Below are 16,523 nucleotides of genomic sequence, written 5' to 3'. Positions count from 1 at the left end.
GTTCCCGTGCCCCATTGCTGCTGCGGATAGGCTTGATGGGAACTCCGACGATGGGCATCGACCGGGCCGGGAGGCGAGGATGGCGGCGGAGAACGTCTCGTTGGGTGATCACCTCGTTGCGGTGCGGCGGCGGAGGGGGATGACGCAGCAGGGCTTGGCGGAGGCATCGTCGGTTTCGGTTGCGGTCATTCGGAAGCTGGAGCAGAAGCAGCGGTTGTCGACGAGTTTGGAGACGTTAACGCGGCTGGCGCACGCTCTGGATGTTGATGCGGGTGAGTTGCTCGGTAAGCCGCGTGGCCTTCCTTACGGTGCCCAGGACTCTGAGCTGTTGCGGTTGCGCCGGGCTGTTCTCGGCCTGATGCCGGTGGATGGGCCGGTGTTGTCGGTGGCTGAGGTGCAGGACGGGGTACGGCAGCTGTGGCGGCGGTATTGGGCCGGTGACTATCCACTCCTCGCCAGAGAGTTGCCGGCCCAGTTGATGGCGGCGAATGTGGCGATCAGCGCCGTGCCGGAGCAGCAGCGGCCGGTTGCGCACGGTGCGCTGGCGCAGGCGTTGCAGATCGCCGCGTCGTTGCTGGCGCATCTGGCGCATGAGGATCTTGCGCATCTGGCGCTGCATGGTGCGAGGCGGGCCGCGGAGGCGGCTGGCGATGAGTTGCTCTTCGCCAGCCAGCAGGCCACCCGTTCGTGGCTGCTGTCCCGGCAGGGGTTGTGGTCGGAGGCGGAGCATCTGGCGGTGACCGCGGCGGCGGAGGTGGAGCCGGCGTTGTCGCAGGCGTCGCTGGATCAAGTCGCGGTGTGGGGTGAGTTGTTGCGGTACACGGCGGTGGCGCTGTCGCGTAGCGGGCGTCATGCCGAGGCGGATGAGATGATCGGGCTGATGAGGGCTGCGGCGGCGCGGATGGGGGCCGATTCGGCGACCCGGTATGTCGGGGTGGCGTTCGGGCCGACGGTGGTGGCGATGCGGGCGGTCGACGCGCAGATCAGTGCGGAGAAGCCGCGGAGGGCGCTTGAGCTGACCCGGGATGTGGAGCGTCCGGAGAGCGTGCCGCCGGCCATGCACATGCGGTACCTGCTCAATGTGGCGTGGGCGCAGACCCTCGACTGGCGCTCGGGTGATGCGGTCGGCACGCTGTTGCGGGCGGAGAGGATCGCCCCGAAGGCGCTGCATCATCAGGGGATCGCGCGGGCGACGGTGGCGGAGTTGTTGCCGCGGCGGCGCAAGCACCGCCTGCCCGGTCTGGTGGGTCTGGCGAACCGGATGGGTCTGTCGGCTGCCTGACCAGCGGTGCTCACCCCACCCGTCCTACTCGGTGCCCGCGCGCGCCTGCCGGAGTGGGACAGCGCGTCTTACATCAACGTGCGTCATTGCTTTTAGCGTCGGGGTATCCGGACGCGGCGGCTACTGCCGACAGGGCGTCGTCGCCGTGCCCGTCCGGTATCCCCGTATGAAGGGACGCACGCGATGACCACCACGTTGAACCCGCAGCAGGTCGGCGAGCGGGCGGCGCAGATCCTCGCCGCGATCGAGACGCACCCGCTGCACCAGCGGCTGACCAGCTCGTCGATGAAGTACAGCACGTGCTGGGCGACGTTCACCGGCTACCCCCTGGTCGCCAGGTGGAACCTGGACACCGATGCGGGGCCGCTGCTGACCGAGGCGCTGCGGGTGCTCGCGCTCAAGGCCGCGGTCTTCGGCCTCACCGGCGACGAGAAGGCCGCCGAGCTGCTGGTGCCGCCGCCGGTCGACGAGATGATCCACGCGGTCCTGGCGCAGTTCACGGTCATGACCCGGATGCAGGCCGACCTCGGGGTGACGTTCCCGCACGCCACGGAGCTGGAGGAGTTCACCTACTCCCGCGGCTGTGTCACCGACACCTACTACGCCGCTGCCGGGTGGGGTGAGCAGCCGCTGCGGTACTGGCTCGACGCCGCGGAGGTCGACCGGCGGCTGACCGTCCTCGACACCGTCTACGCCGGCGCGGGCGTGCGTGGCTGGGGACGCGCCCACGACATCAACTTCGACGCCGGCCGCAGCCCGGCCGTGGTCGGCTAACGCCGCGCGAGTTCGCGCGACAGCACCCGGCGCAGCGCGGTGACGACTGCGCCGGGGGCGAACCGGGTGGCCGCTGTGCGTTCCGCACGCGCCACGGCGGAGAAGATCTCGTCGTCGCCTGCCATTCGCAGGGTCGCGACCAGCCACCCCTCCAGATCGTCGAGTGCCTCCGGCAGCCGCAGCGCCTCCTCCGACGGCAGCGGCACCGCCTCGGCCGGCGAAGGGAGCGGTGCGCCGGCGGAGGCGTACCGGCCGGGTGGTAGCCCGACCCGGTACGGGTGGACACACACGGCGGTCCCGTCCGGGCCGATCCGCCAGCCGACCTCGGGCCGGTAGCCGAACTCCCGCCCCGGACGGGCCACCACATCGAAGTCGCCAGGACCCAGCAGCTGCGCCGGGCAGACCGCGCAGGTGTCCTCTGACCATTGCGGCCGTGGTCCCACCATGCGGCCATGCTATCGACGAAGGCGGTACCCGCACGATGACCAGCGTCCTCGCCGCGCCCCGGCATCCCCTCATCGAGTACGCCCTCACCGACGCCCAACGCTGGTGCGAGGGCCACATCATCGACGGCCGGCCGGCTCTGGCCCACGCCACCCAGGTCGCCGCCACCCTCGCCGCACACGAGCCGGGTATCGCCCCCGACATCGTCGCCGCCGCCCTCCTGCACGACAGCCCCGACTTCGTCCCGGCCGGCTTCGACCTCGACGGGTACCTCACCGCCCGCTACAGCGCCGAGACGACCCGCGTCGTACGGGCCCTTCAAGCCGAGCATCGAGCCCTCGACAGCGGCGCCCCTGCCGTGCTGATCGATGATCAGCCGGTCCTGCTCGTCTCGACCGCCGACAAGATCGTCGCACTGCGGTCGCTGCTGCGCCGGGCAGCCGCCTCCGGCGACACCACCGCATTCTTCTCCCAGCGAGCGCAGCTCCTCGATCTGGTGCCGCACTTTTCCGCCTTCCACCTGGCGGCAGCCCCGCTCATCCCGGCTGGCCTGGCGGATGCGTTGGGTGGCGTCGTCACGGACCTCGTCGTCGCTACGGCCGCGGCGCGCCGTTCACGGCCATGACAGGAGACTGGGACAAAGACCGCATCGGCTGTCTCCTCCAGCGCCTCTGCACCGACGCCGGCCTCGCGGCACCGGCGGGACACACACCGATTCGTGTCTGGGCCCACTCTGGGGTCGAACGGATCCGCCTGACCGACGCCCGCACAGTGGTCCTCAAGTATGCGAAGACACCCTTCACCGGCGAGGACAGGCTTCTGACGGCCTGCCGACGGGCCGGAGTACCGGTACCGGACGTGCTCGCGGCCCGCCATGACGACGGCATCCTGACGATGCTGCTGGAAGACCTCGGTCATCCCATCCGGGAAGCGTCCGCCGGTGATGCGGCACGCGTCGCCGTTGTCCTGCACCAGCAGCGCGACATGACCCCCTTCTCCCCGCTGCCGGTCTGGTCTGACCAGAACCTGGCGATGCTGCCCGGGAAAGCGCTCACCGCGCTCGGCACACTGACCAGGAACTCCCGGCTGGGGGACGTCACTGGTGACATCGCGGTCATGCTTGCCGCGGCCGACAAAGTAGCGGCGAAGCGCGCCGCCGGAGCCAGCCTCGCACCGTTCGGGCTCGTGCACGGCGAACTGCACCCGACGTCCGTGCACATCGGCGCCCGCGGCCTGCGCCTGGTCGACCTCGCCAAGACTTTCATCGGCCCCGGCCTACTGGACCTGGCCACCTGGTACGGCACCCGCAGCCCACCGAATCCACAGCGCCTCCACGCACACATCCGCGCCTACGTGGCCGCCGGCGGCGCCCGAGACGCGCTCACCACGCGCGGCGGGCTTCCCGCCGCCGACTGGGCACTCGGCTGGCACCGGATGTGGGCCGCGAACTGGCTACTCGATCAGGCCGCCCTCGGCCGGAATATGCTCCCGTCCCTCGAAACGCTATTGACCACAGTCCAACGTCAAGTCACGGGTGCTTGCGCACTCTTCCGGGTCTGCGCTGCGGGATGATCGGCTGGGTGCCACGTCGTCGGCATTCGGCCCTGAACTTTTTGCTGTCATAGCCTTTGTCGGCCAGCAGGACCGGGAACCGGAAGCGTGGCCGGCCCACCCGGCCGGCGATCGGCGGCACGGAATCCAGCAGTGCGACGGCCATGCTGATGTCCGGCACGTTCGCGCCGGTCGTGAGCACCTTCAGCGGGGTGCCTTCGCCGTCGGTGATCAGGTGATGCTTGCTGCCGGGCTTGCCGCGGTTGACCGGTGACGGACCTGTGCCGGGACCCCCTTTTTCGCGTCGAGGTGCCCGCCGTCCATGACCGCTCGCGACCAGTCGATGCGGCCTGCCGCGTTCAGTTTCGCGAGCAGGATCCGGTGCAGCCGGTCGAAGGGTCCGGCGTCGGTCCACCGCCGCAGCCGCCGCCAGCACGTCATCCCGGACCCGAACCCGAGTTCTTGCGGCAGGTCCTCCCAGCCGATCCCGGTGTAGAGCACGAACAACACGCCCTGCAGGCACAACCGGTCCGGCACCGGCCGCGGACCAGGCGACCTCTCCGGCCACGGCGGCAACAACGGCTCGATCAACGCCCACAACTCGTCATCGACCACCCACGGCGCACTCAGACCCGTACGAACGAGACTCGACACCAATACGCGACGCTGATCAACATCGATTCAGTAGATCGTGTTAGGAGCTTTTAATCCGACAACTTGCGACTCGTCGGTGCAAGGCAGCTGATGCGGACAGCGGTGGTGTCCGCATCAGTTGTTCAGCTAACCAAAGCTTCTCGTCGATCAGCACCAGGCATCCGCCGTGCTGGGCCGGTGATCTTCTAACATCTGTGGGGCGAGCAAGCCTCGCGCAAGGCGTCCGACGTGGGGCAGCGGGCACTCAGCGCGGACACCAGCCTCGACATGCATGGCGGCAGAGCACCCGCAGGCGGCAAGCGTTGGATTGCGGCCGGTCACTTGTCGGCGGCAACCACACGTTGTCACTCTTCGGTCGGTGTGCTGTGATCGGTCCGTGGACGGTGAGCTTCGACCGGTGACCAAGGTCCCCGTGGGCGAGTGGAGTATTTCAGATCCAGGATCGAGCTTTGATTGGCTGACCAGCGACAGCACCGCTCTGTGGTGGCTGGAGTACCAACCACCAGCGAATCAGTCGGTCGTAATGCGCTGGAGCGCCGGCCGCCTAATTGCACACAGCGCATCGGGAGGTGGCATCGGCAGCAGGCTGCACGCCTACGGAGGACGACCATACACCGTCGTCCAGCCGGACCAGGTTGCGGCGTTGGACGCCGAGACGAGCCAATTTTCAGGGTCGCCATTAACCTCCGAAGGTCCTTTCGCCTACGGCGATCTTTCTACAGGAAGCGGTGAAGTGTTCGCGATTCGCGAGCATGAGAACGGTGACGACCTCGTGACGGCGACACCGAATGGCACCAATATTCGCATTCTGCTTTCGGTTAACGGTTTTCTTGCCTCGCCTCGCTGGACTACTGGCCGCCTGGCCTGGTCGCAGTGGAGCGCTTCCGTCATGCCGTGGGATTCCTGCGAGCTATGGGTTGCCGATTATGCAAGAGGTGGCCAGATCGCGAATGCGCGGCGCATTGCTGGCGGAGCGGACGAATCGGCAGTTCAGCCGACCTGGTCAGCCGACGGGTCGTTATACTTTATATCAGATCGATCGGGATGGTGGAACCTCTACCGTTGGCACGACGGCGAACCGCAGGCCGTAGCGCCAATGTCTGCTGAGTGTGCGACTGCGCCCTGGGAGTCGGGTTATGCAAATTACGCCTTACTGCCGGGCGGCCGGGTTGCAATGACGACTCAGAATGGTCCGCGGCAGCGACTGCTGGTCGTCGAGCTTGACGGCAGTTCACGAGCCATCGAGACTCCGTACACCTCGTTCAAGCCCTATCTCGCGGCACATGGTGACCGTGTTGGATTGATTGGCGCGTCAACTACAAATGTTTCCGAGATTGCACTAGTTGCAACAGATGGGAGCGACTCGGTTCAAGTGATCCGTCGGCCAGCACTATCGTCAGCGGAAGAGACGCTGTCGCATCCTGAGGTGCTGCAGGTCGACTCTGCTGGCGGACCAGTAATCGTTACATTATATCCGCCAATGCCGCCCCCACATGAAGCGCCACCCTTAATCGTGCGACCACACGCTGGACCTACCTACCATAGCGAGCTGCGCCTGGACTCCGAAGTCCAATTCTTCACAAGTCGTGGATTCGCCGTAGCAGATGTCGACTATCGAGGTAGCACCGGCTATGGCCGAGCGTTCCGCAAAGCACTCGATGGCAACTGGGGAGCGTTCGATGTAGAAGACTGCGAGGCGTGTGCTATTCAACTCATCGAAGAGGGCCGAGTACGCGCAGACGCCGTCTTCATCTCAGGGGCCAGCGCTGGCGGATACACCGCGCTGAAAGCGGCCTGCAGGAGTGGGCCGTTCGCGATGGCGGTCGCGCGATCGGCCATCGTAAATCCGAATTCGTGGCGCACGACCGCACCACGATTCCAACGACCACATGCCGCAATTCTTGCCTCAGCCATATCACCGGTCGATGCCAGACAGATTCGTGCCAGTACTGATCATTCATGGTGCGGCCGACGCGGTCGCACCTTCCAGGGACGCCGAGGATTTAGCACGAGAGGTGAGTCGACGCAACCTTCTCGCCGGAGTTCTTATATTCGACGGAATAGGTCACTATATGAACGGTACGACACAAAGGGCTGCCCTTGAAGCGGAGTTAGCGGCATATCGAAAAGTTGTCGACCGCGAAAGTATCGTTACCCCGGATTAAGAAGCGGTCCAAGAGTGGCATCGGCGTATTCAATCACGTCACGGACCTGCGGCAGATGAGCGTACGGCTGCAACTCGGCGAGCATCAAAACGATCCGATGCCCGGCGCGGAAGGACGCCAGTCCACCCATGTGGTCGATCGCCCGCCGGGCGACAGAACAGGCCTCGTCGAGTTCACCGCCGCGCGCGAGGGCGGAAGCCTGGAGGGCGGTGTCGATGCCGATCCGACGTACCCGGTCAGTGGATAGCAAGGTGAGTGCGGTCCTAGTCTCACGGCGCGTGAGCCCATAAAGGCCGAGGTCGAAGAAGCAGTGGGCCTTCTCGTCGGCGAAGTCGGCTTCGCCAAAGTATCCAATCCAGTAAGGCTCATCAGCTCGGTTGCTGCGAGCTAAGTCAGCCTCGGCTCGCAGCAGCGCCGTTGCACAGGCGGACTCGTCGCGGCGCCTGGCATAGGCACGTGCCTGTACTGTGCGAAACGCTGCCCGCACCGCCGGGGTGGCTCGATCCCCTGTGCCGCGCAAGCCAGCAGTGGCCAGCCGAAGAGCCTGCTGCTCGTCACCACAGTGCAACGCGAGGTGCGCGAGACTAACTGCAATCAAGTAGCCGCCGTAAACGTGGTTACCGGTACGGGTCATCAGGTCTAACGCACGCAGATAATGCTGCTGAGCCAAACCGTCAACGCCGAGATCGACAGCCTCATACCCCGCGAGCTCGAGCATCCCGGTCGCAATTTGCGGTGCAGTCGTGGCTAATGTGGTCAACCGCCCGCGGAGCGCGCCCTCAACGTCTGGATATGTCGCGCCGGCACCTTCTGCATGGTCACGGTCACGAAGATCCTCCAGCTCCCTCGCCGCTTCTGCGGTGATGTCGTTGTCTACTGCTGATTGCTGACCGGCAGAATCGGCGAGCAACCAATCGAGTACCGGCCGGTCGGTCGCACTGCTGCGAAACGCTACCTCGCTGGTTTGATCTGCGCGCACAGCACGCAAAACCCTCTCGCGTTCGACTACCGGCACCAACCGCGCCAATGCCCCATGCGCTTCCAGCACTTGGTCACAGCGCGTAAGGAAGTCTGCTGAAGGAACCCGTTCAGCCGTTTCGATCTTGCGGACAAGATCACGATGAACGAACAGCAGTACGCCAAGGTCCGCCTGTGACATCCCTCGAGCCGCCCGCAACTCTCGGATCCGCGCACCGACGTAGTCCAGCACTGACCTGGCCGGAACCAACCTCTTTGGGGTCTGACTCACACAAATCGCAACCTTCGTGGCATCGCGGACCACCTAAACGAGGACCGATTGTCGCCCGTCTACGGGCGGCTTGCAATCCCCGGCGCTGCGCATGACCGATGCGGACACGGCTACCGTCCGCATCGAACCTATCGACCGCTCGTCGCCCAATGGCGATCGTTGAGACGCCTCACCTGGCGGCGGTTATACGCAAGCGTTCCCCATCCTCCGGGTGGGGATGCGGCGATTTGACAGAGGTCTGGAGTTGGGATGACGCACGCGTATCGGATTGAGGGAACCCGTGGTGCACCTCCCGCAGTCGTCGGGTGCCGCGCGCATCCGACGAGCCCGCGGTGGCAATACCGGTCATACACGTGAGGCTCAGCCGACGAGCCGCGGCGAACGGCACGAGGGCCCGGCAGACGCTGGCCAGGCGCAAGCTGCGTAACGGATCTTTTCTGAATCTTCCATGTAGCGAGCGGTACGAACCAACCGATATCAGGTTGACCTGGCGGATGTGGCCGAGAGGACGCCAGGCGTTGCGACGCGGCGGTTTGTCGGCCGGCCGCTGCCGCCGCCGCAACGCAACGGCTGACTCACAGACCGGCCCGGCTGCGGTGGAGCGGGGGGACCCGCCCTGACCGGGGTTCTTTGACCCGGTGCTCGGCTGCTGGCTCGCAACCCTCAGCCGAACAGCGAAAGGCGGCCGCGCGGTTGGGCGAACTTCCGCGCGGCCGCCGCCTCAACCACCGACCGGATTACCTCTTTGGGAGGAGCGCCGCTTTGATGGATCTGGACCTCTCACGCCATGTGCCGCATCCGCGCTCGTGGAGATGCTGGGAAGACGGAGAGTTGTATCCATGCCTGCCGGTGAAGCTGTCGATGCTGCGCGAGCACGGCCCGCACAAGCTGCTGTCTGAGGTTCTGCCGCTGGCGGCTCGGGCTTTCCATGACCTGACGGCAGCGCGGCTTGCGGAGGGTGAGCCTCCATTGTCTACGGGGCTGGTGTACGGCCGTGTCACCGCGTGGGCCAGCTCGGATGGCATCCGGCGGTTGCTGTCGCACCCGCCTTGGTGCAGCGGGGCGAACGCTGGTCTGTGTTGGTACGAACACGCCAGCGCGTGGCAGGAGGTGCAATCCTCCACGGTCGGTGACGGCCGTACCGGGCGCGCCCGGTACGTCGCGCCGCTGGTGCCCATCGAGGCTAACCTTCCAGCGCCGGGAACCTGCGACTACGGCGCGACCCTCGTCCGCCTCGAAGTCATCGACGGTGCTCCGGCCGAGCCCGTGACGTTCGAGCTGCCCTACGAGGCCTGGCCGGACCGCCACCTGTCGCCCTTCGCCGAGTGGGCCGCCTTGGAGCCCTTGCACGCCGAACTGCGCGACCGGCATCTTCCGGCGCGCCATCCCATCCCAATCGCCTAGCCCTCTGGTGTGCGGCTTCGCCATGCCCGGCCGGCACCTGTATCTGACTCAGGAGTTCCCATGACCGCTATCAGCACTTCCGAAGCCGCCCGCGCGGGCAGCTATGGGCTCGCACACCCCGCTGGCGACACCTCCCTCGACCACTTGTCGGCGATGTTCGACCGCTTCAGCATCGCGCGGATGGAGTCGGTGGGGCTGGGCGCGGGCGGGCGGTGGTGGGAAATCGGTGCCGGCCACGGCAGAACGGCGCAGGACATGCAGGAGGTCGTCGGGCCGTCCGGGTTCGTCCGGGCCACGGATAAGACGCTGCATCCGGGCGCGGTCGTCCGGGTCGAGCGGCACGACATCGTGACCGACCCGGTGCCCGATGACGAACCGTTCGACGGCGTCCACGCCCGGATGGTGTTCGCGCACATTCCCGCGCGCGAGGAGGCGCTGCTGCGTGCCGCCGGTACGGTGCGGCGCGGTGGCGGGATAGTCGTCGAGGAGATGGGCCTGTACACCGGGTACGTCGCGTATAGCGCCGTCGATGATGCGCAGCGGTTGCACGCCCGGTACAGCGGCGCGCTGCGGGAGATCCTGGACGGCTTCGGCAACGAGGCCACGTGGGCGAGGCAGATCCCGCGGGTGCTCGCCCGGGCCGGCTACAGCGATTTCCACGTCGAGGTGCACACCGAGACGTGGCCCGGTGCGACCGCCGGCTGCGAGCTGTTGGTGTCCGTGTCGGACGGGCTGCGGCCGCACCTGGCCGCGCAGGGGTTCGGCGAGCAGGACGTCGGCCGGCTCCATGAGATGTTGAGGCACCCGTCCACGCGGCTGGTGGCGAACCCGCTGGTCTGCACCACCGCGATCCGTACCGGCGACTGAGCCTGGCTCCGTTCCCCCTGTGCCCCGGCCGGGCTGATCGGCAATCCGCCCGTCGAACGGTCCGGCCGGGGCACCCCCACCCCTGACATGGGCGCTGGTGGTAGCGCGACGTCCCGCGTGCTGTGTGGACGCCGCGCCGTTCCCGCACGCCCTCACCCAGCCCGAAATATCCGAAAGGTCGTATTCATGGTTCACGGGATCCGGCGAGCGTTCGGCGCCGCGTTCGCGGTGCTCCTCGCCGTCACCGGCTGCGCCACCAACGGCACGACGCCCGCGCCCAGCGCGAGTGGTCTGACCCCCGTGGTCGCGCTGACCGGGTTTGGCCTCCAGGGCCAGGACGCGTACCTCCTGCTCGGCGAGCGGATGGGTTTCTTCCGTGACGCCGGGATCGCCCTGGAGGTCCAGGGCGGTAAGGGCACCAGCGACAACATGGCGATCCTGGCCAGCGGCCGGGCGCAGTTCGTGACCAGCGACATCACGGCCGCGTCGATCCTGTTCGGTGGGGGCCACACGGACTTCGTGATCTTCGCCTGCGTCTATCAGCGGATGATCGCCGCGATCACGGCCCGGCCGGGTGCGGGTATCACCACGTCGCCGAAGTCGCTGGAAGGCAAGACGATCGGCCGGTTCCCCGGCAGCGCGAACTCCGAGCTGTTCCCGCTGTACGCGCAACTCGCCGGCTTCGACGCATCCAAGGTCAACTGGCAGGATATTTCCAACCCGGACGACCTGAAGCCGAACCTGGCGGCCGGGAAGCTCGATGCGATCACGGACACGCTGATCGGCGTGAACGGCACCGCAAGCGTCCTCAAGGACAACGGCGTCGCCGGGCCTGCGGTGGTGTTGCCGTTCGAGCAGTACCTGACGGACCCGTACGGCAACGGGTGGGCGACCACCACCCGGATCATGACCGAGCAGCCGGATCTGGTGCAGCGCTTCCACGACGCGGTACTGAAGTCGCTGTCCTACGCGCTGGCCCACCCGGACCAGGCCGCGGCGGTCATCGAAGCCGACCCCTACCACTATCGGCCCGGTGTGGCCCAGCGCGAGATCGAGGCCATGGTCCCGCAGGTGTTCACCAACGGGGACGGCACGCTCGGCGGCATCGACCCCGACCGCGCCACACGCGCGGTGTCGATCCTCCAAGGCGGCGGGCTGATCACCGGCGACCTCGACCCGGCCGCGTACATCGACTTCGCGATGGCGCGGCCGGTGCAGTTCCCGCAGCGGCCCGGCGGAGTCTGACGTTGTAGCGGCTCGGTGCACTAGCTCTGCCCGGGCCGCGTCCGCCGCCCCACGGGCGGCACGGCCGCGGTGTTGAACACCCGCGGCTCAGCGGGTGCGGAAGGCCGGGCCCGGATGAAGGGTCCGGGCGTCCCCCGGCCTTCGCACCCCCCACCACGACGATGTGAGGAATCGAAGAGGCATGACAATCGATCAACCCCACGACGGCCAGCCGTTGGCGGCTACGGTGGCGGCCGCGGACGCCGGCACACCACCCGCCGGCACGGCCGCACCGCCGGATACCGGCGCCGGGCAGGTGGCGGCGGTCGTCTGGTACCACCGGCTGAGCGCGCACGTGTCGTGGCGGCGCACGCTCGCCGCCACGATCGTGATCTTCACGGTCTGGATAGGGCTGCGCGCGGTGCTGGAGTTCGCGGCCGCGCAGCTTCCCGGCGGGCAGCTGCCGGTCCTCGGCCCGGCGTCCGGCTTCGCCGCCCGGCTGTTCGGCGTCGCGGTGTGTACCCCGCTGGTGCTGGCCGCCGCGTGGGGCATCGAGCGCCGTCCGGCCGGCACGGTCAGTTCGATCGCCGGCCGGCTGCGCTGGTCGCGGCTGGGCTGGTGGCTGCTGGTGGCCACCGGTTTCCAGTTCCTGTTCGTCGGTGTGGTGGTCTGCACCCTCCTCGTGTACGGGCTCGTGGTCCCGTCAGCGGTGCCCACCTCGCCGTCCGGTGCGGCGCCTCAGACGTTCGGCGGGGAGCCGGGGCGGGACGTGTTGATCGGCGGGCTGATCATCGTCGCGTTGCTCGCGGCGCAGACGATCGCGGAGGAGTACCAGCGGGGGTGGCTGTTGCAGGCGGTGCGGGTGACCCGCTCCCCGTGGCAGGCGATCTTCGCTCAGGTCGCGGTCTGGGCGCTGCTGCACGCGGACTATTCCGTCCACGGCGCCGTGGCCCTGGTCCTCGTCGGCGTCATGCTGGGCTGGGTCACCGTCCACAGCGGCGGGCTGGAAGCCGCGATCGCCTGGCACCTGGTCACCAACATCTCTGGCGGCGTCCTCTGGCTCCTGCACTCGGGGCTGGCCGCGTTCGGCCCCGACATCGGCGTCGCGGACGTGGACTCCTGGCTGTGGCTGCCCGCCATGCTCGTCACCGTCGTCGGTTACGCCGCGACCGTGGCCAGGAAGACCGCCCGCGACACCACCACCCCTGGTCCCGCCGCACCCGGCTGACCGGGCCCGGCACCGGGAACCGCGTTGTGGTGGGCGCGCCGTTGCCACTGGCGGCGTTGCCTTCGACCGCGGCGTTGAGGCCTCGCCGGCAGCACCGGCGCAGGCCACCCGGCCCGGTCTGCTCGCCCGGTCACCGCGGCCCGATCGATCACTGATCGGTTCTGGGGCCGGCCACGTACGGGCGCGGCATTTCGCTGCGGCCCTCGATCCGGAAAAGGTTATGTCAGCAAGCGCGGAGGTCGCGATGCCAGTTCCTACGACCGGTCCGGAGGACCGGAAACCGTCGGACGTGCCGCCGGCAGCCTCGTACGTCCCGGGGCAGCGGGTGTGGGTGTTCCAGGATCGGTGGTGGCCCGGCGCGGTCGAGGCGGCGTCGGCTGCTGCGGTGCGCGTGCGGTATCAGGTCGGGCACAACGCCACCGGAGTCAACGACTTCCGGCCGGACTGCGTCGCGCCCCGTGCGGAGCCTACGGCTATCGACCGGCATCTGCGGCCTTGTGCCCTGGAGCGGCCCTGGCCCGCCGGGCGCGGGGCCACGTTCACGGCCTTCCGTCAGGAGGTCCGTCGTGCCGCCGCGGTGTAACGCTCTGCGCCGGCCGCGGCCCGACCACCCCACGGGCATCGACAGCGGTGACTTTGCGGCTCAGTATCAGGAGGAGGCGACGAGATGACGCACGGATACGGACGGCACGCCTACGCGGGGCCACAACACCACAGCGGCGCAGTGCGTCCCACTCCCGGCCGTGCATCCGCTGCCGTCGATGGGCCGACGGTGCCGGTCGCCGTCGTCACTGCACGGCAGCCTGCCGCGTCGACGGTGCGGCGCAAACCGGGCCACCGCACCGTCGACGACCTTTTCTGGGCCTTTCACGAGTCGCGTGGCGTGTGCCGGGTCTCCGCGGCGACGGCGGAGCTCGGGCTCGCTGCCGCCTTGCTGTGGGACCTGCGCGAGTACATCGCGATCGGCAGCGAGTCGATCACCGTCGTACGACGGGTCGAGGCCGCAGGCTTGCCCGAGGATGCGCTGGAAGCGGAGATCCTCCGGTATCTGATCGACGAAGCGCAGGCCGGTCATTCGACGCTGGTGTGGCTGGAGTTCATCGCAAGCTGCGGCGTCTACCGCCGTACCGTCGACCGGCTGGTCACCGAGCGGAAAGCGGTGGTGCGCGGCACGCTGCGGAAGCGGTACGAGCCGGCGAACATCCTCTTGACGTGGCCGGCGCTGCAGCTGATGCGCCGGTGCCGCGCCGACGAGCCGTTCACCGCCGAGGACATCGGCTTGCTGGCGCTGGTGATGGCGTGCGGCCTGCAGAGTCACGTCTTCTACGACGACACGGCGCACGCCGTCGCGCACGCGCAACGGGTGCTGGAGACCGTACCTGCTGATCTGCGGGCGCTGTATCTGTGCACCAGGGCGGCGATCGGCAAGGCCGTCGAGGTCCATCGGTAACGGCTGCCCATCCCCTTTTTCCCACCCCCTTTCACTGTCAGGAGTTTTCTGTCATGCCTTCCAGATCCGGATCCGGCAGCGTCGTGGCGGCGACGCTGGCCCAGTCCCGGCTCGGCACGTGGCCCGTCGTCGCGATCGTAATGTCCGCGGCCGCGCCGATGACCGTCATCGCCGGCGGCGCGACCACGCAGTGGGCCGTGACCGGCGTGCTCGGCATCCCGGTCGCCTACCTCGCCGTCGCGGTCGTCCTCGCCGTCTTCTTCGTCGGGTTCCTGGACATGTCGCGGCGGATCCCGAACGCCGGTGCGTTCTACGCCTACATCCGGCAGGGCCTCGGCCGGCATCTGGCCGTCGGTGGGGCGTTCATCGCGGTCGTCGCCTACGGCGCCATGCAGGTCGGCCTGTACGGCGGCGCCGGGCCCGTCGCGGCGACGTTCTTCGACGTCGAGTTCGGCTGGTCGGCGCCGTGGTGGGTGTTCGCGCTCATCTGCTGGGCCGTCATCGCGGTCATGGGCGTGTTGCGCGTGGACGTCAACGGCGCGGTGCTCGCGGTGCTGCTGGCTGGCGAGATCCTCATCGCGGCCGTGCTCGCCGCGGTGCAGGTCACCCACCCGGCCGACGGGGTGATCACCTACGACGCACTCCACCTCGCCACGCTCGTCACCAGCGGAAGCTTCGCGGTGGCGTTCGTGGTCGGCTACACCGGCTTCGTCGGGGTGGAAGGCGCCGCGGTCTTCGCCGAGGAGACCAAGGACCCGCGGCGCACGGTCCGCAACGCGACGTTCATCGCGCTCGGGCTGATCGGCGTGCTCTACGCGTTCTGCTCCTGGGCGATGTCGGTCGCGGCCGGGCCGCAGCACATCGTCGGCCGGGCCACCGCCGAAGGCAGCGAGCTCATCTTCTCCCTCGCGGCCGCCTTCGTCCCCGCCGTCGTCATCACCGCCGGCCGGCTGCTGTTCGTCACCAGCCTGCTGGCCGCCGGGCTCGCCTTCCACAACGCCTTCGCCCGGTACATCTTCGCCCTCGGCCGCGAAGGCGTGATCCCGGCCGTGTTCGCCAAGGTCAGCCCGCGCACCAACGCCCCGATCGGCGGGTCGATCACCCAGTCCGTCATCGGCCTGGTGTGTATCGGGCTCTACGCGATCGCCGGCTGGGACCCGATGACCCACCTGTTCTACTGGATCACCTGCCTGGCCGGCCTCGGCGTGCTGATCCTGATGGCGGTCACCTCCGTCAGCGTGGCCGCCTTCCACCTCGCCCGCTGGCGCACCCGCCGCCGCACGCAGCCCGCCGACGCGATGGACGACGAGCCGGTCAGCGTCGTGCAGGGCATCATCGCGCCGATGATCGCCTCGGCGCTGATGGCCTGGATCTTCGTCGAGACCCTCCAGACGTTCCACGTCCTTCTCGGCGTCGACGCGGCCGACCCGGTGCGCTGGCTCCTCCCTGCGGCCTTCCTCGCCGCCGGGGCGATCGGTGTGGTGTGGGCCGAGGTGCTGCGCCGCAGCCGCCCGGCGGTCTACGCCCGGATCGGCCTGGGCTCCAGCGTGCCGACCCGGATCGACCCGGTCACGCCGCTGCCGGCCACCGGCGGAGACCCTCGATGACCGGCACGACACCGTCCGGCCCGCCGGTGCGCAGAGTCCGGATCGACGCCTTACCCGCGGTGGCATCCGTGCTGGCCGACGCACTGCACGGCGGCGATCTCGCCTCCTGGCTGGTGCCCGACCCCGCCCGCCGCGCCGAGATCTACCCCGGCTACCTCGGCATGCTCGCCGAGCCGCTGCTCACCCACGGCTACGTGAACATGATCGGCGACGACGCGGTCGCCTGCTGGATCCACCTCGATCGCCGCCCGCCACCGGAGCCGGACGGCTACCCGGCACGGTTGCGTGCAGTGTGCGGGCCGGACCATCCCCGCTTCGCCGACCTGGACGCGGCGATCGCCCTAAATCACCCGCTCGACCGGCCACACACCTATCTGGCGTTCCTGGCGGTGCGGCCGGCCGCGCAGCGGCGCGGGCTCGGGTCGGCGCTGCTGGGCGCCACCCACGCGCACCTGGACCAGCTCGGCGTTCCGGCGTACCTGGAAGCGACCGGCGACCGCAACCGCGCCCTCTACCGCCGCCACGGCTACACCGACTACGGCGCCCCCTTCCCCGTCACCCGCGGCGGCCCGCTGCTGTACCCGATGTGGCGCGACCCGCGCACGTAGACACCCACCACCGTCC

Annotated in this window: 17 protein-coding genes; 12 read left to right on the top strand and 5 right to left on the bottom strand. The window is 68.5% G+C overall.

Annotated elements, in window-relative coordinates; all coding sequences use genetic code 11:
• Positions 1-79: 79 nt before the first annotated feature.
• Both J2S41_RS22420 and J2S41_RS22415 read left to right on the top strand, forming a co-directional pair.
• Complete coding sequence (locus J2S41_RS22420) at positions 80-1,282, top strand: helix-turn-helix domain-containing protein (RefSeq protein ID WP_310370179.1); 1,203 nt, start codon at positions 80-82, stop codon at positions 1,280-1,282.
• A 183-nt stretch (positions 1,283-1,465) separates the two neighbouring features.
• On the top strand, positions 1,466-2,056 hold the full coding sequence (locus tag J2S41_RS22415; protein ID WP_310370178.1) for a hypothetical protein: 591 nt from the start codon (positions 1,466-1,468) through the stop codon (positions 2,054-2,056).
• Here the strand turns inward: J2S41_RS22415 and J2S41_RS22410 are convergent.
• Positions 2,053-2,502, bottom strand: coding sequence for a hypothetical protein (locus J2S41_RS22410; RefSeq protein WP_310370176.1), 450 nt, complete (start codon positions 2,500-2,502; stop codon positions 2,053-2,055). The two genes, J2S41_RS22415 and J2S41_RS22410, sit on opposite strands and share 4 nt — an antisense overlap.
• 35 nt (positions 2,503-2,537) lie before the next feature.
• Between J2S41_RS22410 and J2S41_RS22405 the strand changes: the two genes are divergently transcribed.
• Both J2S41_RS22405 and J2S41_RS22400 read left to right on the top strand, forming a co-directional pair.
• Complete coding sequence (locus tag J2S41_RS22405) at positions 2,538-3,125, top strand: HD domain-containing protein (protein WP_310370174.1); 588 nt, start codon at positions 2,538-2,540, stop codon at positions 3,123-3,125.
• Positions 3,122-4,072 carry an aminoglycoside phosphotransferase/kinase family protein gene (locus J2S41_RS22400; protein WP_310370172.1) on the top strand — a complete coding sequence of 317 codons (951 nt, stop codon included), beginning with the start codon at positions 3,122-3,124 and terminating at the stop codon, positions 4,070-4,072. The genes J2S41_RS22405 and J2S41_RS22400 overlap by 4 nt, the downstream gene beginning before the upstream one ends.
• Here J2S41_RS22400 and J2S41_RS39885 read toward each other — a convergent pair.
• A complete protein-coding gene (locus J2S41_RS39885; RefSeq protein WP_374728262.1) occupies positions 4,029-4,259 on the bottom strand; it encodes a transposase in 231 nt (76 codons plus the stop codon). The genes J2S41_RS22400 and J2S41_RS39885 overlap by 44 nt on opposite strands.
• 23 nt (positions 4,260-4,282) lie before the next feature.
• On the bottom strand, positions 4,283-4,666 hold the full coding sequence (locus J2S41_RS22395) for a transposase (protein ID WP_310370170.1): 384 nt from the start codon (positions 4,664-4,666) through the stop codon (positions 4,283-4,285).
• A gap of 310 nt (positions 4,667-4,976) precedes the next feature.
• On the opposite strand from J2S41_RS22395, the gene J2S41_RS22390 reads away from it, so the two are divergent.
• Positions 4,977-6,809, top strand: coding sequence for a prolyl oligopeptidase family serine peptidase (locus J2S41_RS22390; RefSeq protein ID WP_310370168.1), 1,833 nt, complete (start codon positions 4,977-4,979; stop codon positions 6,807-6,809).
• A gap of 47 nt (positions 6,810-6,856) precedes the next feature.
• Here the strand turns inward: J2S41_RS22390 and J2S41_RS22385 are convergent, their stop codons facing one another.
• Positions 6,857-8,080: a helix-turn-helix domain-containing protein gene (locus J2S41_RS22385; RefSeq protein ID WP_310376455.1), complete on the bottom strand. Its 1,224-nt coding sequence runs from the start codon at positions 8,078-8,080 to the stop codon at positions 6,857-6,859.
• Positions 8,081-8,884: 804 nt separating this feature from the next.
• Here J2S41_RS22385 and J2S41_RS22380 point away from each other — a divergent pair.
• The 5 genes from J2S41_RS22380 (at position 8,885) to J2S41_RS22360 (ending at position 14,292) form a co-directional block, all read left to right on the top strand.
• A complete protein-coding gene (locus J2S41_RS22380; protein WP_310370166.1) occupies positions 8,885-9,523 on the top strand; it encodes a hypothetical protein in 639 nt (212 codons plus the stop codon).
• A gap of 180 nt (positions 9,524-9,703) precedes the next feature.
• Entirely contained in the window at positions 9,704-10,390 is a 687-nt protein-coding gene (locus J2S41_RS22375) for a class I SAM-dependent methyltransferase (RefSeq protein ID WP_310370164.1), read from the top strand.
• Positions 10,391-10,576: 186 nt separating this feature from the next.
• The gene (locus tag J2S41_RS22370) at positions 10,577-11,635 is read left to right on the top strand and encodes an ABC transporter substrate-binding protein (RefSeq protein ID WP_310370162.1); all 1,059 of its coding nucleotides are present in this window, start codon (positions 10,577-10,579) and stop codon (positions 11,633-11,635) included.
• Between the two features lie 181 nt (positions 11,636-11,816).
• Complete coding sequence (locus J2S41_RS22365; RefSeq protein WP_310370160.1) at positions 11,817-12,842, top strand: CPBP family intramembrane glutamic endopeptidase; 1,026 nt, start codon at positions 11,817-11,819, stop codon at positions 12,840-12,842.
• Between the two features lie 667 nt (positions 12,843-13,509).
• Positions 13,510-14,292, top strand: a complete 783-nt coding sequence (locus J2S41_RS22360) for a GPP34 family phosphoprotein (protein WP_310370158.1) — start codon at positions 13,510-13,512, stop codon at positions 14,290-14,292.
• Between the two features lie 37 nt (positions 14,293-14,329).
• Here the strand turns inward: J2S41_RS22360 and J2S41_RS22355 are convergent, their stop codons facing one another.
• Positions 14,330-14,461: a hypothetical protein gene (locus tag J2S41_RS22355; protein ID WP_310370156.1), complete on the bottom strand. Its 132-nt coding sequence runs from the start codon at positions 14,459-14,461 to the stop codon at positions 14,330-14,332.
• Between J2S41_RS22355 and J2S41_RS22350 the strand changes: the two genes are divergently transcribed.
• Both J2S41_RS22350 and J2S41_RS22345 read left to right on the top strand, forming a co-directional pair.
• On the top strand, positions 14,451-15,899 hold the full coding sequence (locus tag J2S41_RS22350; RefSeq protein WP_310370154.1) for an APC family permease: 1,449 nt from the start codon (positions 14,451-14,453) through the stop codon (positions 15,897-15,899). The genes J2S41_RS22355 and J2S41_RS22350 overlap by 11 nt on opposite strands.
• Entirely contained in the window at positions 15,896-16,507 is a 612-nt protein-coding gene (locus tag J2S41_RS22345) for a GNAT family N-acetyltransferase (RefSeq protein ID WP_310370152.1), read from the top strand. The genes J2S41_RS22350 and J2S41_RS22345 overlap by 4 nt, the downstream gene beginning before the upstream one ends.
• The last annotated feature ends 16 nt before the right edge of the window (positions 16,508-16,523 follow it).

The sequence above is a fragment of the Catenuloplanes atrovinosus genome (assembly GCF_031458235.1).
GTDB classification, from domain to species: domain Bacteria; phylum Actinomycetota; class Actinomycetes; order Mycobacteriales; family Micromonosporaceae; genus Catenuloplanes; species Catenuloplanes atrovinosus.
Note: the sequence above shows the minus strand (reverse complement) of the source record. Positions and strands in the feature narration are given on the sequence as shown.

Bases quoted from the DNA above. Each gene is read 5' to 3' on its own strand.
- J2S41_RS22370 (WP_310370162.1), top strand. From the start codon at position 10,577: ATGGTTCACGGGATCCGGCGAGCGTTCGGCGCCGCGTTCGCGGTGCTC.
- J2S41_RS22380 (WP_310370166.1), top strand. From the start codon at position 8,885: ATGGATCTGGACCTCTCACGCCATGTGCCGCATCCGCGCTCGTGGAGA.
- J2S41_RS22345 (WP_310370152.1), top strand. From the start codon at position 15,896: ATGACCGGCACGACACCGTCCGGCCCGCCGGTGCGCAGAGTCCGGATC.
- J2S41_RS22405 (WP_310370174.1), top strand. From the start codon at position 2,538: ATGACCAGCGTCCTCGCCGCGCCCCGGCATCCCCTCATCGAGTACGCC.
- J2S41_RS22420 (WP_310370179.1), top strand. From the start codon at position 80: ATGGCGGCGGAGAACGTCTCGTTGGGTGATCACCTCGTTGCGGTGCGG.
- J2S41_RS22365 (WP_310370160.1), top strand. From the start codon at position 11,817: ATGACAATCGATCAACCCCACGACGGCCAGCCGTTGGCGGCTACGGTG.
- J2S41_RS22350 (WP_310370154.1), top strand. From the start codon at position 14,451: ATGACCGTCATCGCCGGCGGCGCGACCACGCAGTGGGCCGTGACCGGC.
- J2S41_RS22375 (WP_310370164.1), top strand. From the start codon at position 9,704: ATGGAGTCGGTGGGGCTGGGCGCGGGCGGGCGGTGGTGGGAAATCGGT.
- J2S41_RS22360 (WP_310370158.1), top strand. From the start codon at position 13,510: ATGACGCACGGATACGGACGGCACGCCTACGCGGGGCCACAACACCAC.
- J2S41_RS22390 (WP_310370168.1), top strand. From the start codon at position 4,977: ATGGCGGCAGAGCACCCGCAGGCGGCAAGCGTTGGATTGCGGCCGGTC.
- J2S41_RS22415 (WP_310370178.1), top strand. From the start codon at position 1,466: ATGACCACCACGTTGAACCCGCAGCAGGTCGGCGAGCGGGCGGCGCAG.
- J2S41_RS22355 (WP_310370156.1), bottom strand. From the start codon at position 14,461: ATGACGGTCATCGGCGCGGCCGCGGACATTACGATCGCGACGACGGGC.
- J2S41_RS22400 (WP_310370172.1), top strand. From the start codon at position 3,122: ATGACAGGAGACTGGGACAAAGACCGCATCGGCTGTCTCCTCCAGCGC.
- J2S41_RS22410 (WP_310370176.1), bottom strand. From the start codon at position 2,502: ATGGTGGGACCACGGCCGCAATGGTCAGAGGACACCTGCGCGGTCTGC.